At 55.2% G+C, this 24,340-nt stretch carries 21 protein-coding genes and 1 pseudogene; 15 read left to right on the top strand and 7 right to left on the bottom strand.

Annotation, left to right across the window (positions count from 1 at the left end; translation table 11 throughout):
* Positions 1-174: 174 nt before the first annotated feature.
* A pseudogene (locus HB633_RS31035) lies at positions 175-448 on the top strand (HU family DNA-binding protein).
* A 713-nt stretch (positions 449-1,161) separates the two neighbouring features.
* Here the strand turns inward: HB633_RS31035 and HB633_RS25025 are convergent.
* Together HB633_RS25025 and HB633_RS31030 are read right to left on the bottom strand one after the other, a co-directional pair.
* Positions 1,162-1,506: a hypothetical protein gene (locus tag HB633_RS25025; protein WP_213780792.1), complete on the bottom strand. Its 345-nt coding sequence runs from the start codon at positions 1,504-1,506 to the stop codon at positions 1,162-1,164.
* Between the two features lie 349 nt (positions 1,507-1,855).
* Positions 1,856-1,987 carry a hypothetical protein gene (locus tag HB633_RS31030; protein ID WP_255581140.1) on the bottom strand — a complete coding sequence of 44 codons (132 nt, stop codon included), beginning with the start codon at positions 1,985-1,987 and terminating at the stop codon, positions 1,856-1,858.
* 1,098 nt (positions 1,988-3,085) lie between these two features.
* On the opposite strand from HB633_RS31030, the gene HB633_RS25020 reads away from it, so the two are divergent.
* From HB633_RS25020 to HB633_RS25010, 3 genes are all read left to right on the top strand, one after another.
* Positions 3,086-3,361, top strand: coding sequence for an HU family DNA-binding protein (locus HB633_RS25020; protein WP_213780791.1), 276 nt, complete (start codon positions 3,086-3,088; stop codon positions 3,359-3,361).
* Between the two features lie 134 nt (positions 3,362-3,495).
* A complete protein-coding gene (locus HB633_RS25015; RefSeq protein WP_255581139.1) occupies positions 3,496-3,768 on the top strand; it encodes a DUF1488 family protein in 273 nt (90 codons plus the stop codon).
* Between the two features lie 195 nt (positions 3,769-3,963).
* A complete protein-coding gene (locus tag HB633_RS25010) occupies positions 3,964-5,289 on the top strand; it encodes a hypothetical protein (protein WP_213780789.1) in 1,326 nt (441 codons plus the stop codon).
* Positions 5,290-5,544: 255 nt separating this feature from the next.
* On the opposite strand, the gene HB633_RS25005 is transcribed toward HB633_RS25010, so the two are convergent.
* Positions 5,545-6,174, bottom strand: a complete 630-nt coding sequence (locus HB633_RS25005; protein WP_213780788.1) for a sel1 repeat family protein — start codon at positions 6,172-6,174, stop codon at positions 5,545-5,547.
* Positions 6,175-6,667: 493 nt separating this feature from the next.
* Here HB633_RS25005 and HB633_RS25000 point away from each other — a divergent pair, with 493 nt between their 5' ends.
* Positions 6,668-7,546 (top strand): H-NS family nucleoid-associated regulatory protein, encoded by an 879-nt coding sequence (locus HB633_RS25000; protein WP_213780787.1) that lies wholly within the window; start codon positions 6,668-6,670, stop codon positions 7,544-7,546.
* A 414-nt stretch (positions 7,547-7,960) separates the two neighbouring features.
* On the opposite strand, the gene HB633_RS24995 is transcribed toward HB633_RS25000, so the two are convergent.
* On the bottom strand, positions 7,961-8,500 hold the full coding sequence (locus tag HB633_RS24995) for a hypothetical protein (protein WP_255581138.1): 540 nt from the start codon (positions 8,498-8,500) through the stop codon (positions 7,961-7,963).
* Between the two features lie 269 nt (positions 8,501-8,769).
* Between HB633_RS24995 and HB633_RS24990 the strand changes: the two genes are divergently transcribed.
* From HB633_RS24990 to HB633_RS24960, 7 genes are all read left to right on the top strand, one after another.
* Positions 8,770-9,273, top strand: coding sequence for a hypothetical protein (locus HB633_RS24990; protein ID WP_213780786.1), 504 nt, complete (start codon positions 8,770-8,772; stop codon positions 9,271-9,273).
* A 779-nt stretch (positions 9,274-10,052) separates the two neighbouring features.
* Positions 10,053-10,460 carry a hypothetical protein gene (locus tag HB633_RS24985; protein WP_255581137.1) on the top strand — a complete coding sequence of 136 codons (408 nt, stop codon included), beginning with the start codon at positions 10,053-10,055 and terminating at the stop codon, positions 10,458-10,460.
* 486 nt (positions 10,461-10,946) lie between these two features.
* The gene (locus HB633_RS24980; protein WP_213780785.1) at positions 10,947-12,740 is read left to right on the top strand and encodes a sensor domain-containing diguanylate cyclase; all 1,794 of its coding nucleotides are present in this window, start codon (positions 10,947-10,949) and stop codon (positions 12,738-12,740) included.
* A 500-nt stretch (positions 12,741-13,240) separates the two neighbouring features.
* On the top strand, positions 13,241-13,741 hold the full coding sequence (locus tag HB633_RS24975; RefSeq protein ID WP_213780784.1) for a hypothetical protein: 501 nt from the start codon (positions 13,241-13,243) through the stop codon (positions 13,739-13,741).
* 466 nt (positions 13,742-14,207) lie between these two features.
* A complete protein-coding gene (locus HB633_RS24970; protein WP_213780783.1) occupies positions 14,208-14,777 on the top strand; it encodes a hypothetical protein in 570 nt (189 codons plus the stop codon).
* A gap of 11 nt (positions 14,778-14,788) precedes the next feature.
* Positions 14,789-15,460, top strand: coding sequence for a hypothetical protein (locus HB633_RS24965; protein WP_213780782.1), 672 nt, complete (start codon positions 14,789-14,791; stop codon positions 15,458-15,460).
* A 94-nt stretch (positions 15,461-15,554) separates the two neighbouring features.
* Positions 15,555-16,196 carry an RES domain-containing protein gene (locus tag HB633_RS24960; protein WP_213780781.1) on the top strand — a complete coding sequence of 214 codons (642 nt, stop codon included), beginning with the start codon at positions 15,555-15,557 and terminating at the stop codon, positions 16,194-16,196.
* Positions 16,197-16,553: 357 nt separating this feature from the next.
* Here the strand turns inward: HB633_RS24960 and HB633_RS24955 are convergent, their stop codons facing one another.
* A complete protein-coding gene (locus HB633_RS24955) occupies positions 16,554-17,120 on the bottom strand; it encodes a substrate binding domain-containing protein (RefSeq protein WP_255581136.1) in 567 nt (188 codons plus the stop codon).
* Between the two features lie 599 nt (positions 17,121-17,719).
* On the opposite strand from HB633_RS24955, the gene HB633_RS24950 reads away from it, so the two are divergent.
* Entirely contained in the window at positions 17,720-18,469 is a 750-nt protein-coding gene (locus tag HB633_RS24950; protein ID WP_213780780.1) for a hypothetical protein, read from the top strand.
* Positions 18,466-19,968 carry a hypothetical protein gene (locus HB633_RS24945; protein WP_213780779.1) on the top strand — a complete coding sequence of 501 codons (1,503 nt, stop codon included), beginning with the start codon at positions 18,466-18,468 and terminating at the stop codon, positions 19,966-19,968. Before HB633_RS24950 ends, HB633_RS24945 begins: the two co-directional genes overlap by 4 nt.
* A 559-nt stretch (positions 19,969-20,527) precedes the next feature.
* Here HB633_RS24945 and HB633_RS24940 read toward each other — a convergent pair.
* Together HB633_RS24940 and HB633_RS24935 are read right to left on the bottom strand one after the other, a co-directional pair.
* Positions 20,528-20,833, bottom strand: a complete 306-nt coding sequence (locus HB633_RS24940) for a protealysin inhibitor emfourin (protein ID WP_213780778.1) — start codon at positions 20,831-20,833, stop codon at positions 20,528-20,530.
* A 100-nt stretch (positions 20,834-20,933) separates the two neighbouring features.
* The gene (locus tag HB633_RS24935; RefSeq protein WP_213780777.1) at positions 20,934-22,013 is read right to left on the bottom strand and encodes a M4 family metallopeptidase; all 1,080 of its coding nucleotides are present in this window, start codon (positions 22,011-22,013) and stop codon (positions 20,934-20,936) included.
* A 779-nt stretch (positions 22,014-22,792) separates the two neighbouring features.
* Between HB633_RS24935 and HB633_RS24930 the strand changes: the two genes are divergently transcribed.
* Entirely contained in the window at positions 22,793-23,707 is a 915-nt protein-coding gene (locus HB633_RS24930) for a hypothetical protein (RefSeq protein ID WP_213780776.1), read from the top strand.
* The last annotated feature ends 633 nt before the right edge of the window (positions 23,708-24,340 follow it).

Below are 24,340 nucleotides of genomic sequence, written 5' to 3'. Positions count from 1 at the left end.
AGCAGATGACACAGTCGGCGTCAGTTGCCGACTTTGCAGAACCGGCCGCGCCACGTCGAGTGGTGCCCCGACAAGATCGGCTTTGCCTCATAAACCAATGAGGTCTGTCTGTTGCGGTATTCTCCTGCCCCGACAGGTACAGGCTGTCTTTCGCTTACATTGGGGAACGCGAAGGTGAAAAAACGGGAACTAATCGATGCAGTAGCAAACGAGGTGGGCATCGCGAAATCCGTCGCAGCAGAAACTAACGACGTATTTTGGGGACCGTGATGAACGCGGTCGTCAAGGGCGACCCAGTTCAATTGATTGGGTTCTAATGTTTCAGCACAGGCGCGCGTACTGTACGAACGGGTCGCATCCGAAAACCGCCGCGGCGCTTCGAATTGCTGCATCGACGACCGTCAAGTTCACCGCCGGCAGCTTGTATAAGGACGCAATTAACCAGTAGGGCGCTGAACATCGTATCCGTCTGCGAGAGCCGCAGGCAAACGCAATAAGCTCGGCTTGATACCGGCTGGCTCACACTAGAACAATTGCTCGTCGAGCAACCGCAGATTGTCCACTTCATTGCACTGCTTCGCTCGACCCTATCGGCGTGCAGCGAACGGATCATGACGCGTCCGTCCCGCGCCTCGCAGCACCTCCGCAACTCGGTCGCGGTAACGCACTAGCGCCCCCCGCTTGAGACGTGCCTTTAGCAGGAGGCGGGTGCGGGAGCAGAAAAGTCTGGTGGGCGGCATGGCTGTAGTGAACGCGATCCTCGGAGGGGAGACCGGCTGTTAGTCCGATTTGAAGCGGACCAGTCGCGACGCGCAGGCGCTGGCCAAAAATTGGCTTGGTTGTTTTCCAGCCTCCACCACTCGGCGCATTGGCGCTTCACTCATTTGCTGGTCGTGCAGCGCCAGCAAGCGTTCGACCACGGGGGCAGATTTCTTTGGTTCTTGCAATGCACGTATCGAAGCAAAGCAGAAAAATTTGGGTCAGCCTGCTGTCGACGGCTGAGGTCGCTGTCGGCCTTGGTGCACGAGGTCGGAGTCGAACCGGCGCGCGTTAGTCGGCGGCGGATCTTCAGTCCATGGTATCTACCATTTTCGTCACTCGTACTGGACGGCCTTCTGTGAATCGCACATGATACCCGTGGATGATGAGCCCACCGCGTCTCTAACCACGTTTGGGCTGGAGGCTCTGTCGCAAGCCACATTTTCGCGCAACAGGGAACGAGACCACCTGACGCGGAAGGGCAGTGAGTGGCCACAAAGCGTCATTCACTTCGAAGAAGTAAAAGCCGTTTGAAAGGCCGCCGATGTTCGGGAAGCGGCTGCTCGGAGCTTCATCGTTGAGTTGATACAGCACCCTGTGGTAGCCATGTGCCGCGCACTGTCGGCCATACCGGAAAGCGGGGTGGTAGCGACCACGGACCGCCGCGCCGAGCAGCGATGCGTGCAGCACGTTCTTGGGCAGGTGCAGCAGACGACGAAGGCGCATGAGGTTGACGACTTCGCGCACTGCAGCCACGCCGACAGACGGGTCAATATCGGGTCTATCAGTTGAACGAGGAAATCTGCAGCGAGTGCGTTTGCACAGCCGAACTTCCACAGAATCGAGACTAGTGATTCTCCCGGCACTAGCCATTTGAGATTGAAGTCGCTCCCGAGCGCCAGACGGCATTCGCGCTCGTCATCTTCGCAGGGAAACGCTGTACCGATCTATCAACTTCAGATTCTATGAGGATAGCTAATGATCTCAGATCGACGAATGAACCCAGAAGTCAGCAAGACGACGCGATCCGTTGATCATCGCATAGCCTGGGGTTTTCGCAAAACGCGATCACTTTGGGATCCGTCTCAAGGAACAGCTATTGTACGAGCGGCGCACGACGATAAAACATGACGCGGCGTGCAAGCTTCGGGCTGAATGCTTCGAGCCGGTGGCCGCCGCGTGGACAGGCGAGCGCAACGGGCTCCGGAATATACAGAGAATATTCCATTAGTCCGGGCCTTACGGATGGGAATCGAGGTGTAGGAGGCGAGGTGATGAATTTAATACGGACTAGTGTGAATTGACACTCTTATTTCGTTCGGACCGTAAGCAAAAATGTCACCTCAACGGCGCATCGGCCCGAAATTTCGAGGCTCCGTTAGTGACACATATAATTTGGCCTACGGCGGAAAAGCATTTTGAACTTAAGGCCAATCGTCTTTGCGCACGAGAGCAGAGGACAGCCACACGTTATTTTAAGACTTAGCCGGCGGCGAAGTAATTGATGCGACCGTCGGTTGAGACACCGCGAATTGGATCGATGACATTATGCACCAAGCTGGGAAGCTGAGTAGGACTGCGATCTAATGTATGTCAGTGCGACCGCGAGGGGCAAACCGCGTGTCGTATTCTTATCGATTGCAGGCTTGATGCTGAAAGCGGTCCCGCAAGAAGTAGAAAGCGAGTTGGCTTCCGACGTGGGGCTAGGGTTTGTCGCCTGCCAATGCTTTCGCGCAATGAGAAGCAGAAAGCTGAGCGCGCCGATTAACTTGAGCGGTAATAGCGGTTGAGGGGAAGCTGGAGCACTATATCTGTCGACAGTCCTCGCCATTCCGCTAGTTGCAATGTGTACCAGCGTATGTGATCTTAGCAGCTGCATTTAAGTGACCCGCCGTCGCAGTCGTCGATGCCGCGCAACCTTTCGTAGTCCCAGTACGGATCGGGGACAGACGACACCGAGTTTTACGATGCTCGCATTTTGCGCTGCGCCCTGCAACCGATGTAACGCTGCAGACCTGGTGTCTGCAACTAGGCTGTCCCAAGATGCATGGAGAACAATCCACGGTCCAATATAGTTGCAACTCAGCGGTCGCAACGAAGTTTTACCTCGTGTCTGCGCAGATCGCGAGGCAGATCCCTTGAGCAGTTCGCCCAGCTGTGTGTATTCGGATGCCATCTTTTCGGCTCGCGCGCTGTAGTGGGTGGCTGGAATTCGACGCGAATGGCAATATATGCAAATAGATAAGCTCAAAGGTCTCTTCTAGTGCCGACCTAATTCTTGATGGTAAAGTTTGACCAACGAAACTTAATTATTGAGAAAATACTGATGAACAAACAAGAACTCGTCGATGCTGTCGCAGCACAAACCGGAGCAAGCAAGGCCATGACCGGCGAAATCATCGATGAGGTGCTGACAGCGATCACGCAAGCGGTGGTGTCTGGCGATACGGTTCAATTAGTTGGTTTTGGTTCGTTCGGTACGGGGGCACGTGCCGCTCGTGCGGGGCGCAATCCGAAAACCGGCGAAGCGCTCCAGATTGCCGCAGCTACAACGGTAAAGTTCACTGCAGGAAAAGCGTTCAAGGACAGTGTCAATCAGTAACGCTCTGTATTCGACTGTTCATCATTGCGGGACACTCCGTGTGTGCTCATTGGCAGTGTAGTGCTACACGGAGCTTGATACACTTGCACCTATAATTCGGTTGATTCGGGTTAGATCTGACAAGTGACGAAGAAATGAACGGCGCGCAACACTCACATGAACCATCCCTCGTGGAAAATGGCCAGGCCGTTATGTTCACGGTAGTGACCGCTGGTCGCGAGGTGAAGGCACTGATTACGAGGACGGCGCTAGAGCAGTACTTCTGGTTGGGTCCTGATGCAAGCGAAGGCCGCGTGCTGCGTATATTTGCTGAAGGCCGCCATCGCATAACGGCCGTCACGCAGCGCCTGGCTTTGCGCAGCGGCGCGACCGAAGTCCGCCTTGATGCAGAGGACTTTGCGTCGTAGGCGCTTACATTTCCAACCCGCCCAGATTTTTATAAGTTTGAGTCTTTAATCGTTGAGCTGTGATGCTTAGGCTCGGTAAATTTTTAGATTCGGTTGATTGCTGTAGCCATCTCTCGGTTACTTGGCAGCAGTCTGACTGCTTACTGGACTCTCGCTCTTGCCGCAATCGCGAGCGCAACATTCGGAGTTTATTTTATGAGTCGTACATTTGGACGCCAAGATTCGCGAGGCAGCGGTCCACGTCCAGCGCGCCAGCACCCGCCAACCAGCGCATCGCAGACGCAAAAGAAGCATTACGGGAAACCTGTTCAGTCAAAGGATCCCGCCCAGACGGCATCTATATTCAAGACTCGAGCGTTCAAAGTACTCGTCGACGCTGTTGGTGCCGAAAATGTAGCGTTGGGTCTCGACTCGAATCTGGCCCGCATCGCAGAATTGGTAAATGGTGAGCGTTTTACGCCCGAGACAGCGTTTCACATGGAAACGACGCTTGGTCTTCCCGATGGTTTCTTCGATCACCCAAACCCAACGTTACCACCAGACGTGATCGCACGACTGCGCTCTCCGCTGGAAAATAGGCCAACTGACGGCGTATTTGATGACCCAGTGGACCCGTCGCCAAGTCATAAGTCGGTCGATCATAAAAAGCACCCCGTTTTAAGCGAAGCTGTAACAGCCAAGGATGTCGATATGCCAAGAAAGACCAGCACTGCACCCGCGCCAGCCAGCAAGAAGGGCAATGTGATTGCGCCGAAAGGTGCCGGCGCAATCGCGAAGACCGATCAGTCGAAGGGCGTTTCGAGGGCGGCGAAGGCAGCGCAGCAACAGTCGCTTGAACTGGCGAGCACACCTTCTATTCCTGAAGTTCGACAGGCGAACCTTCATATCTTGACTGCCCGCAATGGATCGAAAGCGCTGCTAAGTCGAATGTTGAACCTAAGCCAGTCAAACATGGCGCATCGGTTGCACGGGAAAAAGCGTTTGGACGATGTCGAGGCGAAACGCTTTACCGATGTACTAGAGCTGCCGGCGGGGTGGCTCGACACGCCACGACAGACGGACGATGTGCCTGGCCACGTGAACGAGCTCCTCGCACCGACCTCAAGAAAACGCAAGACTGCGACGCCCACAGCAACAAGTTATAAACCGCAAGCGGCAGTAGCGAAACATCTTGTGGACGAAACTAGCACCGTGCTTCAACCGCAAACTGTCAGCGTTCCAGATCGAGACGTTACAAGTAACCCAAAGGAAAATGTCGCCACTGTAGTGAACGCTGCAAACTTATTTAACAAACCTGTTGATGCGGTTAATGGTGCCAACCAGAACATACAATCGTCGGACGCTGGGAAAGACCTGGCCGATGAAGCGCTTTCGCTTTCAGTGGCGAGCGACCTTGCGCATTTGCGTGGGATTCCACCCATCGCTGAAGCATTGCTGAAGACAATTGCTGCGAAGGCGCGCACTGGGCTTCTGAACGAAAACAAGGCGTTGGAGCTCTTGCAACAAATGATGCTGCTCTGATTGGATCTTTCGTCAAGGATCAACTGCTCAATTGATCATGACGACAGGTTCGTTTAGATGGTCTGAGATGCGGTGTGGGGCGGCACAAATAGGTTGATGCAGATTTGCGCCGGGTCAGCCGCCGTTATTGGTTGATGCGTCGCATCCAAGGCTAATCGAAGACGGGCAACGTTATAGTCGGCCTGCGGTATGGCATTCAAACCCAGCATTGCGCGACGAACGATGCGGAGCCGCAAGGTTACCTCCGCGCACGAACTATGAAGCGACGGGGCTCGCTGTTTGCAACATCTTTTGATTATTTTCACCGCAACGCTTGTACCACTTCTGGGCAATGGCGCGGTTAGGAACCGAGTCTCCTGACGCCGTGCATCCCCAGCGATTCTCCCAGTAGAGAGCAAGTGTCTGCGCAGCTTCGCGATGGCCAAAGCCGAATGCCGTCTCGTATCTTGCCTTCGCGAGCTCGACATCAAGTGCTTCGCCTCGCCCGAGCCGGGCACTATCGCCCAGCGCCGCTGCTGAAAGTCCCTTTAGCTTGTCTTGCGCGTTTTCATCTTTCAAAACGTCGACGAGGATGCGATTGGCCAATTCCGGATCGCTGTCGCCGCCCGTGCCTGCGAAGAGCGACAGAGCGAAAGTGACGCGCAACGCGGGATGCTTGTCGATGCCGATCTGCATGAGGAGCTTACGGCCTAAATACGGTGCGCCGGAAATTGAAGATAGGAGCAGGGCGTTGGCGGTCGTGGCAATTGACTCGAGCGGGGCAAAGCCCGATTTGTACGCGGATACAACATGTCGATAGAACTGTTCGATGTCGAGCGCAGCATCGTGAACCTTAAGCGCTTGCCACTCTCGATGGATCTGGTTAAACCAACTCAATTCGGCCATAGGAATTTCCTCGCGTAACAGATGCGCGATATATTACTCTCGATTAGGCAGTGCTTGAGTGAATGACGGTCTCTGTTACGACTTACCTGATTCACTGAATGACCCTTCTCAAAAACGTCTGCTCACACGGCGGCAAAAGCGCCAGGGCATGCCTCCTTTTGATTACTTTATCCGTAGGACTACGGCGAATGTGCGCATCCTCGATCCAGGATAGATGTAGGAAGAAGCCTTGAGTTTGCGCAACGCAGCTCGCGTCTACAAAGGAATGACCAACAAAGTCTCGGTGAGGCTCCAATTGTACAAAGGGCGCCGCTGTTCTTCGACCGACAATTGATATCAACTTCATGCTCGAGTATCCAAGTTTGGAAAATGAAGCGGTAAGTCTGCAATCGAAAGTAGTGCTGTACGCGGATGTAATGCTTTGAATCGACAAGTTTGTTTGCGTAAAGCAAGTGTCATGGCATAGTGCAAGCATTCACTATTGGAGGCCACTATGCCCACACTCGAAGTCATTCAAGAAAAGCTAAAGAAGTTGCAGGCGCAAGCCGATGTACTCATAGCAAAGAAAGCGCAGTCAGCAATAAATCAAATCCGTCGCCTGATGCTGGAGCATGGGTTGACCACCGAAGATATTGGAGAAGAAACGAAAGCAAGGCGGGAAGCAACAGGGGACAGTGGTTTGGCTATTGGGTCAAAGCGCAAAGCATCCAAAGCCCTTGGCACCAAAGTCGCGCCCAAGTTCCAGGACCCAAAGAGTGGTGCCACATGGACCGGCCGGGGAAGCGCACCGGCTTGGATCGCTAAAGCGAAAGACCGGACCCGGTTTTTGATCCAAGGTGATGCGGTGGCAGCGACCGCTGCGTCTCCAGAAGCCGAGGATGCAAATGCAACGGGTACAGCGAAACCCCGAGGCTACCGAACGGGACCACAGCCCGCCAAGTATCGCGACCGCAAGTCAGGTGCAACATGGAGTGGCAAAGGACGCGCGCCAGCATGGCTTGCGAACGTCAGAGATCGCACCAAATTCCTGATAGAGGAGGGTGCATCGCCCGTTGCTGAAGTCGCGACCAAAGCGGCGCGTAAAGCGTCTGCTGTAGCCAAGAAGGCGAATGCGGCAAAGAAGGCGACGCGGAACGTTGCAGCGAAGAAAATCACTGCGAAAAAGGCAGCTGCCACGAAAAATGAGGCGAAGGAAGCAACGCCGAGACAATCCGTCGGTGCTAGCAAAAAGGTTGCTGCGAAGAAAACAGGGCCAGTCGGTAAAAAGAGAGTTGCAAAGAAGTTGAGTGGTTCAGGCAATGCTGCGAAGGCAGCGACGGTAGCCGACGATAACGGCAGTACCCAGGCAGCCATTGAAGCGCCCGTAGTGTAAATTGGTCTAGTGCACGGAGGGCGGCCTCTTGGCCGCTCGCTCCAAATGCAGAGCGCAACGATGCCCGTAAAGCTCTCCGTCGACCAAGCGTCGTCAATAGTTGCCGTTCTTGCACTTCCGAGATCGGACGAGAGCACCACAGATCTGTGGATGGACGGAAACACACCCTGTGCAGCTGAACGCTCAATCTCTGTGATTTCTCTTTCTCTTTCTTCCCGGACAGCAAAGTTATATGTTCGATGCGTTGATGGAAGGGTTTAGAAGTCAGCCAGAACAGCCCACAAAAAATGGTTTCGAGTGACAAATTCCACTCCTGTAGGAGTAACAGCTTTAACTCTCGTCTACGGCGGCCGACACGTTTAGTGTTCGGTATGTCTGAATTCACAACACGTATAATGAAAGGGAAACCAGCCGCTATTTCGCGCTCGGGCGGACCAACGGCGAGGCGCTTTCGCCGGCCAGAAATCGACGCAGTTGTTTTTCGGCTGCCACCACCCGGTGCATCGGCGCCTCACTCAATTGCTGGTCGTGAAGCGCGAGCACGCGTTCGATGACGGGCGCGTCCTGCTCGCTAATTGTCCACTTGGCACTTTTTTCAGCTATAGCAAGTGCATTTTCGAACGCCGCTTCTGCGTGTTCATAGCACTCAAACGGCACCTCACCAAACCCCATGCGTTGAAGGCAGTAGGCCATATAGACCGAACGGACCAACTCGTTGATTTGATGCCGATTCGCATGCGCGCCGCGGCAGGCAACCAACGCAAGATGATGAGCGAGCGACAACTCCCCTGCTGATTGTGCCGGCATCGGCAAAAGCGCGGACTTACTCAGCGGTCTTCGGACGACGCCCGGGTGGGTGGATTTACGTTTTGTTCCGGCTATACATGGATCGACAAAGTTGGGAAAGATGCGGTCGCTGCGTTCGAGGGGCAAACCAGGACTGAACTTCTTCAACCTGGGAAGCGGGATTCGATGCGCACTGTCCTAAAGATAATAGACTCACGATCGTCAGCTGCGTTTGGGTTTCATCGCTCAAGCTACTGGGTCTACGATGAATTGGAGAGCACCCTTGCATGATGTGTTCGCTAGCACTGCTTCTTGTGTCGCACTTAGCGGGTTTTATAGGTGAGGGGTAAAATGGTTCTTCCAATACCCCTCGTTGCAGGTCTTGAATTCTTATGACCCAGCCGCCTGCGACCCCGCCGCCTGCGACCCCGCCTGACATGGGAGCTCCACTCGATCCCGCAACCGCCCGCATCGTCCTGCGGCTGGACGATGCAATTTCCGCATTCCGGGCGGGGGAAAGATCGGGCTTGCGAGCGCTCGATTCGGCGAGCGGTCTAATGCGGATGCTGACCGATGAGGAGGTCATGAGTGAAGCCGAGCGCGGGGCGGCTCGTCGGCGCATCCCCAGCAGACCGGATCGGGTGGAACTCGCGATCCTTACTGCGCTCGCCGACACTTATGGCTCTGAGATCCTGCACAATGCATCACTTGGCTATGCATTGCGCCTGATCGCCCGCAATGGTGGCGTGACACTGGTCCAGCGCGTCCTGTGGGGCGAGTCCGCGTCCGATTTACAGTTGGCCACGATGCTGGGCGCGACACGTGCAGCGTTCAGCCAACTCACGCTCGCTTTCAGCCGGGATCTCATGGCGGAAGCGGACGAGGTGCTTTCCGGATTCAGGCCACGGCCTTCTAGCGGCCCGAAGTCGCACAAGGGGTAAGCGCGGGTAACACCCTCACGCTTACTTGCGTTACACCGCTTTGTTACGCTTACCCTTCGCGATGTCGAGTTCATTGCTGCCAACTAACGCCTGTTAAGCACCGTTTTCAAGAATCTTCTTATCGCACCATATTTCCGCGAAATTCCGGGCGTGGCCTAACGCTTTAATTTCAGTCAGAGACGATATTAAATCTCCTGTTTCGTGTACGTCGCCGTCTCCACCGTTTGACGACATGTGCCAAATCGTGGCACGGCTCACGAAATCCGAAATGCCGAGTCGTTCGACGGAGCATTCAATATTGAAATCTCGGTAAACAAATCGCATAAGGCCTCCTTTGCGAGTTTGCAGTATGCAGCAAACAAGGCAAGGGAACTACCACAATGCAGAAAGGGCATGGTTCGTTAGTTTGGTGAAAACGAAGCTTTTGTATTTTCCGTCTGGCAAACCGCTTGGACACCAAACGACAGCAGAAAGTTGGTTCTTACGGATGAGCGTGCTGTGGCAAAACGCGACGCACTGCGCGTGAGCTTATCTAAGCACAGTTAATCCGTACCTCGGTGATGGTAGCCGCGTATGACACACCTAGTGACGCTGTGCAGACCGTTATTTGGCCACTCGCGCTGCTGACGGCGTCAGTTTTAATTCGTGGAGCATAAATCCGCCTCATGGATGCTGCACCGCTTTCTGTGGTGAAGAAACTCTTTTTGTTACCGGTTCGATGTCCGAAAAACCGACCTCCGTTGCAAATTTATTGACGGCTAGCTTGCTGTACCGCTCGTTTGCTGTTTCCGCAACACCGGCGGCAGATTTTCTGCGGCAACGATCTGAAGATTTGGTATGTTTTAGTTTCGAGCGCTAAACCAAGCTTAGGCGATGGCGGCGTAGCAATACCGAACGGGGGATTGGCAATGCTGAGATGGATCGCAAACTGGGCAGCCCGCTATGCGCCTACGGTGAAACAGCAAGCCCAAAAAGCAATGCCCGAATTGCGCATGGCGCTTTATCAGGCTGAGCAGCGCATTCTCGACGCGCAGGTCCAAGCTGAATACTATCGCTCGCGCTTGGCATTTTGTGAATCGGTATTGAAGAACGGGATCGAGCAGGTGAGTGACTTGCGCCGAGATCCGCCAAATCCAGCGCCTGCGCTGAAACTTGGGCCAACGCTCACGACTGCGAAGTCGGCTTGATGCTGTCATAAATTCAAGGCTAGTATGCTGGGACCCACCAATGACAGAACGGGAGCGTGAGCGGGTAGTATGTTCAAGGCAGCAAGCCGCTCGCAGGTCCCTTGAAGCTTAGGAGACCAGCAAAACAGAAGGCGCATTGCTATAAGACGATTGCGAGCCGATAAACCACGAGAAAAGAAATGGCACTGCGATATGGTCCAAAGCGGCCATTTTCTTCGACAGCGATCGAGGGGTAACGTAATCATCTACCTGGGCGTCCCGGCAATTACCCTTGCGTTACTTGGGATCTTGGGTGCTCTGATCTGGGCATGAGGGCAGCGTTAGCTCTCGTCCTCGCGCGTTGTGTATGGCAAATTGACGCCTCCATTGATTGTTGAGCCAGTTAAACACTGCGTCGCCGGAATCCGGTATGGGACGAGGCCTCGGCAGCGTGATCGGACCACACCTGATTAGAGCACGTGATGGTTTAGAAATAGCGGAAACTGAATGCGCCTCGCAACGATTACAAACTGGGCCTATGCCATTACCGTTACGTTGACAGTTGCGTCCGGTGCTGCGATGTTAATGGCCACATCGACGGAGAAAGAAGAGCGTCAGCTGGTGGCGCAGCGCTATTTGCTTGATCAGGCGACATCTAGGTTGGACGTTGCTGTGCTTGGGGCGACCGACCTAGCGAGACAGTATGTGATCAGTGGTCGACCTGCCGATCTAACGGCTTACAGACAGGAGCTCGCGTCTCTTGCGGACATGGAGGAGCGCACCCGCTCAATTCGCGATGCCGGCGCGAGCGCAGACGAAATAGGCGCGCTTCACGACCTCATCAGCTCAACAGACCGTCTCCGCGATGCCGAAAGGTTAGCATTTTCAGCGTTCGCAAGTGGTCAGCGCAACGCGTCAATCGAATCTTTGTTCTCACTAGATTTTGAGCGCGAGCTCGACGGATTACGCAAAAACGTGGAGCGGTTCCAAGATCGCCTCGATCACCGCACAGACGCCGCGGTGCAGCAGGCCGTAGTTGCGTCCAAGCTGTGGCGCACCATTGCTGAACTGACGCTTGCACTCACTGGACTTGTGTTCGCCTTCGTCCTTTATTTTGTGTTCCGTCGGCGGGTCTTACATCCCGTGGTGAAGTTAAGCGACGTCGTTAGCAGGCTGGCCGCACAAGATTTCGCGGTCGAACCGCCCACATATGATCGCATCGACGAGATCGGTGACATGGCGCAGGCGCTGAGGGTTTTCCGTGAGAACGGAATCGTGCGGCAACGGCTTGAGCACGAGCGCGAAATCGACCGCGCGATGCGAGACTCGCTTTCGCGCATGACTGAGCGTATGCACGGCTGCAGTAACGTTCAAGATCTCGTCCGGGTTGTCCAGCGCTTTGGTCCTGAGTTTGTTCCCCAAATGGGGGGGCGGCTATATTTGTTGGATGATGCGCGTGACATACTCACCGAGGCGTGCTCATGGAACGGACCGGTACACACGGAAAGCGAATTTATTGCTGATGAATGCTGGGGTCTTCGCCGCGGCAGTCTCCACCGGCCCGTCGGGGCCCACATTGACATTCCCTGCGCCCATCTCAACATCGATAGTCACATTCCGAATTCGTACTGTCTTCCGCTCATGGGCCAACATGGCGCACTGGGCATGCTGTACCTGGAAAGTGAGGACGATGCAAAAACAGAACACGTATCGGACGAGTATCTGCGTATGCTCGCTGAAAATGTGGGGTTGGCACTGGACAACCTTCGGCTGAGAGAGACACTACAGCAGCTCGCGATGGCTGACCCGCTCACGAAACTGCAGAACCGCCGTCAACTAGACATATGGCTTGGGACGCAAATGGAGGAAACGGAGCGATCGGGCGTGCCGTTGAGCTGCGCTATGATCGACATCGATTTCTTCAAACGTTTCAACGACGATCACGGGCATGAAGCGGGAGATGCAGTTTTACGCGCCGTTGGAGGTGCACTCAAAAGCTCTGCTGTAGATTCCGAGTCCGTGTTTCGATACGGCGGGGAAGAGTTTGTCGTCCTGATGATCGGACGTGATGCACAAGGCGCCATTGATCGCGCCGAAAAAATTCGCGCGGTCATCGCCGCCTTGGTTGTTGAATATGATGGTCATCGACTTCGAAATGTCACGGCCTCGATTGGTGTCGCCAGCGCGCCATCGCAATGTAGTCGAACAGCCCTCGTTCAGGTCGCCGATGCCGCGTTGCTGCGCGCCAAGCGAAAGGGACGCAACATGGTAGAGACCGCAGCGAAACTTGAGGAGCGGTAACAAAAATACTGACCATCGATTTCAACTTAACTGGCTTGGGCATTTCGCCGCGTAATACGCGTGATGTCAGACACAAACCCGATGCCCAGTTTCTATGGCTTTCACGCACGTCCGATCGGTACGCGCTGCTTCTCCACACGGCTCATTAGATTCGCTAGCACAGGACACCATGCATCTGCCTGATGGCTTGCTGTACCGACAATCGAAACGGCGTACTAGAGAGCGCTATACACAAAAGGCCGGTTCCACGAATGATGTCTTTGTACTGCGTTATGCTCTCAGAGCTCAGTTCGTTGCAGACATGGCACGTCTTTGCTGACATGAATCTGTATGTGCTGAGCAAGACGAGCGACTTGCCAATGCTGTCGTCGTTGGCTAGTAGTTTGATAACCGAAACGTGATCGAACAAAATTTGATGCCGTTTTTTGCCCAACTGCGTTCGACGAACTGTTAAAAACGCGGCATGGACCAGCCAATCGCCATTGAACGGAGCGGAAAAAATGAAGTTTCTTGTGCGTTTCTTTACGATTGTCCACGGGTTGATGGCTGTTCTTTTTACATGCGGAGCACTGGTCTTGATTGCGATCGCTGCTCGTGTCGGATCGACTGCATTTGCGGGTCATTGGGATGAGACAAGTGCACTATCGATTATTGAAGCTTTGGGGGTGCTGGCTGGGGCGGTTGTTGCCTTGCAAATTGCCGAGACCATCGTAGAGGAGGAAGTTATACGGGACGCCGACGTGAGCGCGCCGACACGGGTACGACGTTTCATGTCGCGATTCTTAGTCGTCGTCGTTGTCGCGCTCGCGATCGAAGGGCTCGTGGCAACTTTCAAAGCGCTGCATCAAGATCCGTCGCAGCTTCAGTATGCGGCCTGGCTAATTGGTTCGACAGCTTTGCTTCTTGCCTCTTGGGGCCTGTTTGTTCACCTGAATCGGTCCGCAGAAGAGTTGGAGCCGGAGGCTATGGCTGACGCAAAGCGCGAGGACAAGAAAGTGTAAGTCTATCGCCGAATACGAGACGTCGCCCCGCTGCGAAAGCCGATTTCCAGAAGCAATTTCTACTCAAGTGTTCAAACGGCGTCAGCTTCGACTAGTTTAGAAAGCTCTCTTCTGAAATCCTCCCGTTATGATAAGCCGTCGCAGCGGTGCCCTCTTGCCGACTGGATAACTTTCGCTACCTTCCGGGATCACTAGTCCGCTTTTATGCGCTTCGCCCGTCTCGACAACATATTTAAACCTCTCACCAGCGCCGAAAACGCCATCGCCGCATAGTTAGACTTTGACCATTGACGGCAGGTTCGTCCGGAGGCACCTCTGCCTGAGCCGGCAAGGCAGCACAACCCGGGTCGTCTGCCGAAAACCCCAGTCCATCTCCGTTGGCCGGGAAAAATGAGACTTTTGGGAAAAATGGGAAAATTTGTTATACTCCCATCATTCCGGCAAGTCCCCTCAGGGGCAATCCAATATGCTTAATTGGGAAGACGAGGTCGAACTCTCGGCGGTCGAACGCCGACGGATTAAACAGCTTGCCACTTCGGAGCTTGACCGTACGCTCGTGCAGCTCTCGCGCACCCGCGCGACTCTTGAGGCCTTGCCGTCGGGCGATCCTGAGCGTGTTGCGCTGCTTGCCCGCGTTGAGGCCGAGCAGAAGCGAACTGTGGCTTTGCGTCAAGAAAGACTCGAACGCATCTCGCAGGCATTGCGGGAACCGGCGGGGACTGTCCCCGTCGACATGCGGGCCGTCGAAGAGTCTCTAACCCTTGAAGACTATAAAGTAATTCGCCGCAACGGAACTGTTGTCTCATTCGATCCGAGTCGCATTGCATTTGCGGTGACGAACGTCTTCCGATTTTTTTCGAATGGAAGGACCAAAGCGGTTCTGAAATCGTTCTACTGCCGCCAGCGGGCAGAGCGGCGGATCAGGGGCCGGGTGAGGAAATTGGGGCAACTGGTGATCCGGCGCGTTCGTACGCGAAGCGTCGCCTCGCGCTCTCGAATGACTGCGCCGATTGTGGCGCCGCCGTCGATCTCCTAACAGGAGCTGACATGGAATTGGCAACTAAGCGGAACAAGGTCACGGCGCGTACCGATTTGGTCGCGCTCGCGACAGGGCATTATTCGGGAAACCCTGAGAAGTTGCTTGATCGGGTTGCAAAGGTCCTGCTGCAAGGCGCATCGGCGGAATTGCAGAGAATGTCCCCTGCGGAACAGGACGATCTGTTATCGCAGAGGACACGCGGCGCGCTAGCAGCTTCCCTGCGTAGGATCTTGCTATCCGATTGCCCTGATGCACCATTGACCGTTAAAAATTCGTTGCCGGTTTCCAGATTGAGTCCTGAAGAGGTACTTAAGCACACAGGCATGTCGAAAAGCACGCTTTACCGTGGTGATGGCACCCGGTTTTACAGCGTGATTCCGACAGGAATGCAGAATGGCCGCGGCTATCCGACATGGCAGTTCGTCGGCGACGTCCCTTCAACGATGCCGCGGGTGCTTGACCTCCTCAACAGGAAATCGCGAAAACAGGTCAATACCTTTTTCGTGTCCGAGCAGGATTCACTGAACGAGTTGTCCCCTGCGGAGGTGCTCGCAGGATTGCCATTCGAGGATCGTGCTGCGCTTGCGCCGGCACAATCCAGAATGCTGTCGCTGCCACAAGAGGCGCGGATGGACAAGGTGATGACGCTTGTGAGACTGGAGGTTGCTGACCCTGACTAAGAGCTGAAAAGTGTCCGGGGAAAACAACGAAGGAAGAGATTTACCGAGGCATCTGCAAGGCATGGTTCCGACAGCGGACCGGATCGTTCAGGCCTTGTCCAAACAGACCTACGCCTATGAGCTCGACCGGGTTTTCGTCAGAGCGGTTGACAATGAAAAGTACGTTGCGACCGCATCGCCGTATAAGCCTCATCGCTTCGGTCCGCCGCTTGAGCTTGTGGGTGCGAACGACCTACTCCCGTTCACGTGGGTCTACATTGCTTTGGATGAACGTGTAGCGGCATGGGAAAGCCAGCTCGTGAGGAACAACAGAGGTGCCGGCAACGGCTTTCACATCACTCCCGAAGCAACTGACCGGGGGCAAATAGCCCGGGTCCGCTTTTCGCGACAACTGCTTTTGTGGAATCTCGGTGAAGAGCACAGCAGCCGCCTTGGAATTCACGACATTATTTCGTCTTACGATCACGAAGCCTGTCAGTGGCTCGGTTGCCACCTTCGGGCTGCAATGCTATCGCTACCGCTAAACGAACGACCTGATGGATTTGTGTATCCGTCGCGACGTGTGCCTGGACACCCCGCGTTGGCGATTGCGGACTGGGCAGCGCCTTCGCTGTTTGCCGAAGCGGCTGTCGTGACAGAGCCTTTCTCTAAGTCAGTGATCCATACTACCTTGCGGGCTGACACGATGCTAACAGAACCACCTGAACGGGATGCGGCACCGCGACGCATCCGTTAAGTCGCAGCTTTTTCGGGTGAAACGCGAACGCGCGCCGTGAGGCAGGCGGCCAAGCGGTGCGTGTAATGCCCATCGAGGTGGCATATTCGTGGCGAAGCTGTGGGGACGGGATTCAGTGACGCGTGATGTTGTTGACATGATTGGACCGAAACCAATCAATGGCGAGTTGGAGGAGCCACCGCCTCTGTCCCGACGAGGTGCGTTGCCTGATCGCCCGGCGCCTTTCTTAGATTTAGGCTGCCGTTGCAACTCGGGAAACGAACGCAGCTCTAAAACGGGGCTTCCTGCAGGACATCTTTCCGTCTCCCGCTCCGCGGGGTGTCCTTGTACGGCAGCAAGCTTCGTAGCGCGTGCGTGCTATCGGCCTTTCTCCTTCATCGCGTCGAATCGTTGCGCATAACCCAGCTGCCGAAAATTCTCCATCACGAAGTCGATAAACACGCGCGTCTTTCCCGGTAGCAGCCGCCGGGAAGCGTAGTAAAGCGAAATCATGCCCGCATCAGCATGCCATTCGGCCAGCAGACGCACGAATTTGGCGTCGGCAAGATCCGGCAATACGTCGGGAAGTGCCAGCATCGCGACGCCTAGCCCAGGCCTTGCGGCGTCGCGCATGGAAGCGGGATCGTTCTTCACGATGTCTTCGTTGACTGCAGCTGTGGCTTCGTCGCCATTTGGCCGCTGCATCGTCCATTTCCGGATGCGGCCAGTGGCCGTGCCGCACATCACCACGCCGCGCAGATTCCTGAGATCGTCGGGATGCGCGGGCGGGGCGCTATAGCGCAAATAAGCGGGCGACGCCACCACGACGATATGCGCGGCCGCAAGCGCGCGCGCCACGATGCCCAGCGTGGGGTCGAAGCCGCCGCCTATTGCACGATCGTAGCCTTCGTGCACGAGATCGACCTGCCTGAGCTCGAAACGCAAGCAGCATACGAGTTTGTGAACGCATTGGAATGCAAACTGGAAGGGGTGTTACGGCAGGAACGGCGCGCTCCGGACGGTAGCTTGCGGAATACGCGATCTACTCAAAACTAACTTGAACCTCCGCTCGGGTTGGGCGACTGCCGGCCATCAGCGGTCGGTCGACGCCGTCGTCCAGTTTGGCACGCCGAAGTCTCGTTTGGCCTCGCTCAATGGCCGGTTTCCGGCGAGCAAAGTGAGGATGCCGCTGCCTCAACCCGGCCATCTACGGTCGTTCGCCAGCGGCTCTATACCGACGCCCGAACGTCTCATGCAGTTTGATTCGGGACATTGCGGCGTCGATCCTTCGTGCCAGCACAGCGCTCTTGCGCGCTGGTTCGATGCAATGTCCATTTTGGTCAGGCGCTTGCGGGGGATAGGTTTGGTGTTGTACGTCGCTTGCAAACTAGACACAAAATGACGTGCCGCGCTGCAAGCTACAATGCGGGCAGACGACGGAGTAGCGGGTGTGCGAGGTTGAACTGATCGTCAACATGTACAAATCGGCAACCGATGGTGCGAGTTGGCCGCATATAACAAGCAAATCTAGAGGGAACAAGAGAATGGGAAAACTTGGCGCACTCCTCTGCGGCGGGGACCAGCCTGAGGGATTAGCAAAGTCCGCTTTGGGCCAGTTGGCCCGGTCGATCAATCACTTCGCCGAAAAGTCCGTGAAGTTCTTTGACGAGGGCACGTCGGAGGATGCGGTAAGTTTCGGTCCATTCTGCGCTCGCGCGTTACTGGAAAACGCGTGCGCGGCCTTGGTTGGGCGACTTGATTCGTTTCGAATGCTTTACCTCGCAGAATTTCAGGCGCAACCGGAATATGAGGCCGGCAAACGGGCGAAGTCAGCCTTTTCCTGGTCTGGGGACGTCATACCCGACGAAAAAGCGCAGCAGGAAATGTGGAGCCTTGACTACGACGTACCAAAGATTAGCCGAGCGCTGTTCTCGCGATACGTGGCCCACGTTTTTTGGAAACCGGCTGTAGAGGGAATGATCGATTTCGTAAACGCTCAGCGTGTAGATGTAGACGTGCAAGACTTGCTGTCGTTGGACGCAGAAACTTACGTCAATGTGACAAAGGGTAAGAGCTTGCAGCTATATTCGGCACTTTCCAAAGGCGTTCACTGGGAATTTTTCACAAGTGCCTTGATGTTTGACGAGGCAACTGTGAAGAATATGATCCGCGAAACTTGCATTCTTGTGAGTCAGCTAGGGCTTATTTCTCACTTTATCCCTACCGCGCATGCCTCCCTTGCGCCAGACAAAGCACTGGCAATGTACTGCGAATTTAGAAAGGCGATTCCATGACTTTTCCTAACGACCAAGATAACGACTCGGGATTGATCCTGGCTGCCGAGGAATGTCCGCCCGAAAGCTTCGAAAAATATCACAGCTTCTCCGGGTACGATAATGTGATCATTCGTAAGTTGACTGCGCATGGCCCGGTGTTGATTAGAGGGGGGCGAGGTAGCGGAAAGAGCGCGCTGCTGCTGGAGGCCTACAGACGAATGCGCGCTGGCGACAGCGTCTTTCCCATCTACGTTAGCCTTCGCTATCTTCCGCTCCTTCAGTCGGACGGCGAGGAATATATCCATCACTTCTGCGCGCTTCTCTCTGAGCAGATTCAGAAGGAACTGTCAAAGTGCGGTCACCCCCATGAGTTTCCCATCGTGTCGGAACAGATGCGTTTGCAACTGGGCTTGACCCAGCTTGCACAAGCGTTGAGCCGACGAATCGTGCTGCTTTTTGACGATGCGGCACACATTGGACGGGAAAAGCCGCTCGAAGTGTTTTTCGATCTGTTCCGAACGCTTTCGAGCAATTTAACATCGTGCAAGGCATCTATATACCCGGGCGTTACAAAATTTGGCGTGCGGTTCGATGTCTTCAATGATTCAACGGTTGTAGACATTAGCCGTTCCGATGTTATGGCATACCCCGACTTCTTTCCGGAGGTAGTCCAAGCTCGCTATCCAAGACTGGCCGAACGCTCCACGTTTTCGGATCGGCTATCGCCGCGGCAATTTGCGAATCTGCTTGGCCGTGCCGTAGTGGGGAACCTTCGCGGATTTATCTTGGCATGCAATCGTTTTGACGATCAGGAAAGGATCGGCATTCCTGAGGTCAATAAGTGCTTCCTTGAGATGGCGCAGGATTACTACTGGCCGCTGATGGACGAAGTAGCTCCGAAGCTGGGCGTTTATGAGCCGTTGATCGAGCCTGCTCGAGATCTGATGGAAGCGATCGTTGAGCACTCTTCGAAGCCGGTCAAGGTCGGGGCGAAAAGCATCGCGCAGGACCGTGTGCTCATCCATAGGCAGTTGGTATCTCAGTACATCAAAATCTTCGAGATATTGGAGTATCTCGGATTCGTGGCGCGGCGCGAGGCTTCCCGAGCTATGAAATCCGGCGGTCGGGGGCCGGTGTTTGCAATAAACCTATGTAGCTTGCTTGACGGCACATCCACACGGCTGACAAGCGAAATGATTGACGAATGGCTTGCTAGCACGCAAGAGGCGGCGGAGATTCACGTATTGGGCCAAACTTTTAGCGAAATCAAGTTACCGACTCTCGCGGAGGAGCATGGCTTGGCCATTCTGGAGCGCGAAGTAGATGTTCTCGGGAAATCACCGGCATACCCATATGGTCTGGGTCCGAACGTTGTCGAACGACTTCGGGGTGCCGGTATCCAGACTGTCGGCGAGCTAGTGACAAAGTCTGACGATGAACTGGATAAGATCGACTATATCGGCGACGTTCGAATCCAGCAGATCCGAGACGTTTTGTATCAGGCAATTTGGATGTAACGCGCTGGAGAGGCACCCGTGCAGTGCAGAATATAACGGGCCCGAATGACCTCAAATGGCCGATCATTTGCCCGCTAGCAAAAGCGAATGAGTGGCCGCTTGAGCTGGAACCGGTCATTGATACGGCAGGTGTTGAAAAACCGCAAAGGGTCGTGCGCCGCCGATCGCTGGGAGGCCGGAGCCGGCCATCCACGGCCATTCCCGCGCTATCAGACTGACATTCGAACGTCGGCTCCGCCCTAGCTAATGGACCTTCCCCGACGATGATGTTCCTCACGTCAGCAGCCCCAGCCGAGATTCATCTGTCGGCTCCGATATATCGGCCCTCTGAAAGCGGCCATTCAGTTCGCTAATTGGAGGGAGCCTGTGACATGTATCGCCGTCCCATTGGCCGAGGCGCAGCGATTACGCGGCGATGCAAGCTTGAAGCGAGTCTCGTCGGTCCAGCCGCGGAAAATCTGAGTGTGTGGGCGTGGGCGAAACATGCGACGAACCTCCATCAAACGCTTAGACAAGTGGTATTTGGTGAAACAGGTGACTCGGCCCACACGCCGCCTGTTCAGCGATGCCCGTGCTGTTTGATGAACACCATAAGCGCCGAAAACGCTGGTGGAAGCGCAGCATCGGCGCATCGCAGTTCGATGTTTCCGTCTCCGGACGAGATGGTGATGCGGTACGTCCGTCCATCCGGCACGGCTTTCACCGTCGCCCCGGGCGCGGCGCCCGGCAGCGCGCGAATGGCGGACACGAGGCGCGAGAACTCGTCGCGCTCGTCGGGCGACAAATCACTTCCGTCCAGCGTGATAGGGCGGGCCAGTCCGGGGAAAAAGCCGACGCCTCCGTCGATTCTCAGTTCCGCGCGCATTGGCGGCTCCTCCTGCAGGGAGTCAGAAGCACGGCCAGACGTCAAAAGATAGGCGCATATGAACCCGGCAAGCAGACGGGCCATACGCCCGTCACCAGACTCACAATACACCAACCGTCTCCCAAGCATTGTCGACCGCGTTCGCTTCGGCGCTGCTCGAACCGTACAGGCGATTGGCGTTGGAGACCGTGAGTTTCGCAAAGGTCTTGAAGTTGCTATTGGGCTTGATGTGCGAGTCGTTCAGGGTTTCGTACCAGATGCGCCCCGCTTTCTGCCACGCATAGCCGCCAATGTTGAGCGCTGCCAGACAAAACGCCCGATTTGGTATGCCAGAATTGATGTGAACTCCCTGATTGTCTTGCATCGTGTGGACATAGTGAGTCATGTCTGCCGGCTGAGGGTCCTTGCCGAGCACCTGATCGTCGTAGGCGGTTCCGGGCTCTTTCATCGAGCGCAGAGCGACGCCCTTTACGCCGCTCGCAAGCAGTCCCGCCCCGATGAGCCAATCCGCCTTATCCGCCGTCTGTTTTAGGGCGTATTGCTTGATCAGCGAACCGAATACGTCTGACACGGATTCATTGAGCGCGCCTGGTTGCCCTGAGTAGGCGAGACCTGCTGCGTGCTCTGTGACACCATGCGTGAGCTCGTGTCCGATCACGTCGATCGCGATGGTGAAGCGGTTGAACAGCGTGCCGTCGCCATCGCCAAACACCATTTGTTGCGAGTTCCAAAAGGCGTTGTCATACTCCTTGCCAAAATGTACCGTCCCGATCAGGGGCGTGCCGGCATCGTCGATTGAATTGCGGTGGAATATCTCCAAGTAAAAGTCGAACGTCGCGCCAAGCCCCTCGTAGGCCTCGTCCACGCTTTCATCGTTAGACTTCGGCGCGCCCTCTGATCGTACTAAAGTGCCGGGCAGCGTCTCTGTGTGGTTGGCCGTGTAAATACTTCGGTGTGCAGAAGGGGTAGGCGCAACAGTCGGCACCGAGGCACGGCGGCTCGGCGCGAGCATCGCCGCCTGGACGGAGCGTATCTGCCGGAAGGTGTGGTCAGCCGCCAATGTGTCAATGGCGAGCGCGCGCTGCCGAGGCGTGCCATTTTTGGCGATTTCTTTCAGCATATGCGGAGGCAGAATGCAGTAGATCGAACGAACTCGGTCGTGCCGGGCGCGATTGCACATGATGTTCTCCCTTATAAGAGTGAGCAAAGCAGCGGGATTGACTCGCGTGGAAACACGCAGCGTCGTGCGAGCAATCGAGGTTGAGTTCCGATTTGCGTGCTGCTCACGAAAGGTCGATCATGACCGGTCGTTATCGATTGACTCGTGAAAATAATAATATGCGCTGCGAATAGCAACAATGCGTCATTCGTACGGGATAATCGGCTAGGAGAAGGTATTGTCGTGGTCGAGCCTTCTTGTAATACGTGAAAGCCGAGCTGATCAGCGATTTATATGTATGTTAACCAATGCAAGACGGTAATTTTCGGTGTCCCGGAGTTACCAAGACCTTGCTGCCGGAATTGCCGAATACGCCGCTCAGTTGCAATTGAGGGCGTTTGCGAACACCGCGCTCATTGGTAAAAAGCAATTTGATTCCGCATATCTCGCCTTTTGATTTCACGGAAAAATGCGTGCTTCTAGCGGACAGTTCACATTTGTCGGTGGATTGCGAGGGGTTTCCGATGCTCACGGTTCGAGATAGTGCGTCGTCGCGAGTCCGTTTCACCGAAGCGGCAGCGAGCGCGTTCGCCGAATCCACTGGTCCCGCTGACGGACGTTCTGATTTAGCAGCACAACTAATTATGAAGTGACCGTTTACTGTGTGATACCGAACATAAAAGCTGATCGGCCTTGGAGATATGACGACGACTCGACAATACTCGATGGGCGGCATCGGATATGAAGGGGCTACATCCTCGCGAGATTTGCGTGTTAGCTTTTAAATGTGCGGAGATAAAATGAAACTAATGGTGTCGTTTTCCGTTATTTTATTATCGGGATGTACGCTTTGGACTGACATCTTTCCTCCAAAGCCGCCCGCACAAATCACAGAGTTAGCGAAGAGAGAAACCGCGCGAATTATTCCAGCAGCCGTTTGCCCCGTAAGTGGCGTGGGCAGTGCTGCAGGAACAACAGCTGCTGTGCTCCCAGCGTTAGCCGCGGCTGCCATCCCGTTCCTTGTTACAGTAGTTCAACAGTCAGTTACAGCAAAGCTCGAGAAAGCTGAGCAAGACCTCTCGACCACTTGGGTGGCATACGGAACGCCGCCGATATCTCAGCCAGTCGGCTGCCTGATAATAGCCAGAGGCAAATTCGGCGTCGGCGTGCCGAGTCCACAGGGCAGGCTTACTACGCCAATCCTTGCAGGAATTGGAGCAGCAGAGCTACCGTCATTGTATGTAGAGATCGCAGTAGTCCAAGTATCAAATGACACTCGCACGTTTGAGCCGGTTTTCTACCAATACAATCGGACTGCTGCGAAAAATCCCGGCAATGGCGAAAAAACCGTAGGGATTATCGTGGGTTTTGCACAGAAACCTATCAATTCTCAAACACCGTCGAGTGACCAAGTGCAGAAGGCGGACATCGTTGTACCCTTCTCGCTCGGCCGACTGCGTGAAGGAACCTCGCTACTGGGCGGTGGGGGGCAGGCAAGAGACCCGTTTGTTGACCAGATCCGAAGCGTACCGACGAAAATCGGCGGGGTTGACCTGCCCTCAACGCTGAATGCCTACGCAGTTGTAAGCGAAAGCGAAGATCCATCCGCCTTTGATGCAGCGATCCAAAAGGCGGCAGCGGACAAATCGTTCAATGACATGCTGACTACCGCTTTGAAGGGTCTTTCCGGCAGTACTGCTGCGGCTGCAAAATGAAACAGTGGACCGCCCTGTTCGCGGTATTGGTTTGCGCAATGTCAAATGCACAGAGCGTCAGCAAGGCTCTCGATGAGCGCGGAGATCCTGACGAGTTAAGTTTTCTCAAAGGCCTTCAATTCCAGGCAAACTTAACTGCGTCGATCGTCTACGACATCCGGAATCTGCCGTCGGCAGATGCCCGGAGAAGTATCCTCAATCGAATGCGCGCGGATCAAGCATCGGTCGGCGCTCTTCCTGATAGCGTTCTCAACTATGTGCTGCATCCACCGGCATCGCTCGCAGACTCTCTGAAAGCGCTTCGAGAGCAAGCGCGGGCCCTAGCGCCCTTTCCTGATTCGCCCAAACTCCAGTTGGCGCTGCCGGACTCCGACGTCATCTCAGTAGAAAGGCTTCGACAGTTTCAATATATAGTGCGGGGCTACACACCTGTCTTGGGTGCCGCTGACGACGCGCCGGCTACTGCGCCACCGCAGGACTCAAGTATTCCTCCAGGGCTAACTATATCGGAGCGAACCACCCCACAAATTCTGCGCTCTTACACTGCCTCGTCCGCACTCGCCACGGCTCAGTGTTCCGTCAGTGCGTCAGAGGAGCGCGCGGCGCCATGCCCCCATCCCGGTGCGCCAACCT

Source organism: Caballeronia sp. dw_276, from assembly GCF_018449635.1.
Lineage (GTDB): Bacteria > Pseudomonadota > Gammaproteobacteria > Burkholderiales > Burkholderiaceae > Caballeronia.
Note: the sequence above shows the minus strand (reverse complement) of the source record. Positions and strands in the feature narration are given on the sequence as shown.

Bases quoted from the DNA above. Each gene is read 5' to 3' on its own strand.
- HB633_RS31030 (WP_255581140.1), bottom strand. From the start codon at position 1,987: ATGGAATATTCTCTGTATATTCCGGAGCCCGTTGCGCTCGCCTGTCCA.
- HB633_RS25020 (WP_213780791.1), top strand. From the start codon at position 3,086: ATGAACAAACAAGAACTCGTCGATGCTGTCGCAGCACAAACCGGAGCA.
- HB633_RS25015 (WP_255581139.1), top strand. From the start codon at position 3,496: ATGAACGGCGCGCAACACTCACATGAACCATCCCTCGTGGAAAATGGC.
- HB633_RS25010 (WP_213780789.1), top strand. From the start codon at position 3,964: ATGAGTCGTACATTTGGACGCCAAGATTCGCGAGGCAGCGGTCCACGT.
- HB633_RS25005 (WP_213780788.1), bottom strand. From the start codon at position 6,174: ATGGCCGAATTGAGTTGGTTTAACCAGATCCATCGAGAGTGGCAAGCG.
- HB633_RS25000 (WP_213780787.1), top strand. From the start codon at position 6,668: ATGCCCACACTCGAAGTCATTCAAGAAAAGCTAAAGAAGTTGCAGGCG.
- HB633_RS24990 (WP_213780786.1), top strand. From the start codon at position 8,770: ATGGGAGCTCCACTCGATCCCGCAACCGCCCGCATCGTCCTGCGGCTG.
- HB633_RS24980 (WP_213780785.1), top strand. From the start codon at position 10,947: ATGCGCCTCGCAACGATTACAAACTGGGCCTATGCCATTACCGTTACG.
- HB633_RS24975 (WP_213780784.1), top strand. From the start codon at position 13,241: ATGAAGTTTCTTGTGCGTTTCTTTACGATTGTCCACGGGTTGATGGCT.
- HB633_RS24970 (WP_213780783.1), top strand. From the start codon at position 14,208: ATGCTTAATTGGGAAGACGAGGTCGAACTCTCGGCGGTCGAACGCCGA.
- HB633_RS24965 (WP_213780782.1), top strand. From the start codon at position 14,789: ATGGAATTGGCAACTAAGCGGAACAAGGTCACGGCGCGTACCGATTTG.
- HB633_RS24950 (WP_213780780.1), top strand. From the start codon at position 17,720: ATGGGAAAACTTGGCGCACTCCTCTGCGGCGGGGACCAGCCTGAGGGA.
- HB633_RS24945 (WP_213780779.1), top strand. From the start codon at position 18,466: ATGACTTTTCCTAACGACCAAGATAACGACTCGGGATTGATCCTGGCT.
- HB633_RS24940 (WP_213780778.1), bottom strand. From the start codon at position 20,833: ATGCGCGCGGAACTGAGAATCGACGGAGGCGTCGGCTTTTTCCCCGGA.
- HB633_RS24935 (WP_213780777.1), bottom strand. From the start codon at position 22,013: ATGTGCAATCGCGCCCGGCACGACCGAGTTCGTTCGATCTACTGCATT.
- HB633_RS24930 (WP_213780776.1), top strand. From the start codon at position 22,793: ATGAAACTAATGGTGTCGTTTTCCGTTATTTTATTATCGGGATGTACG.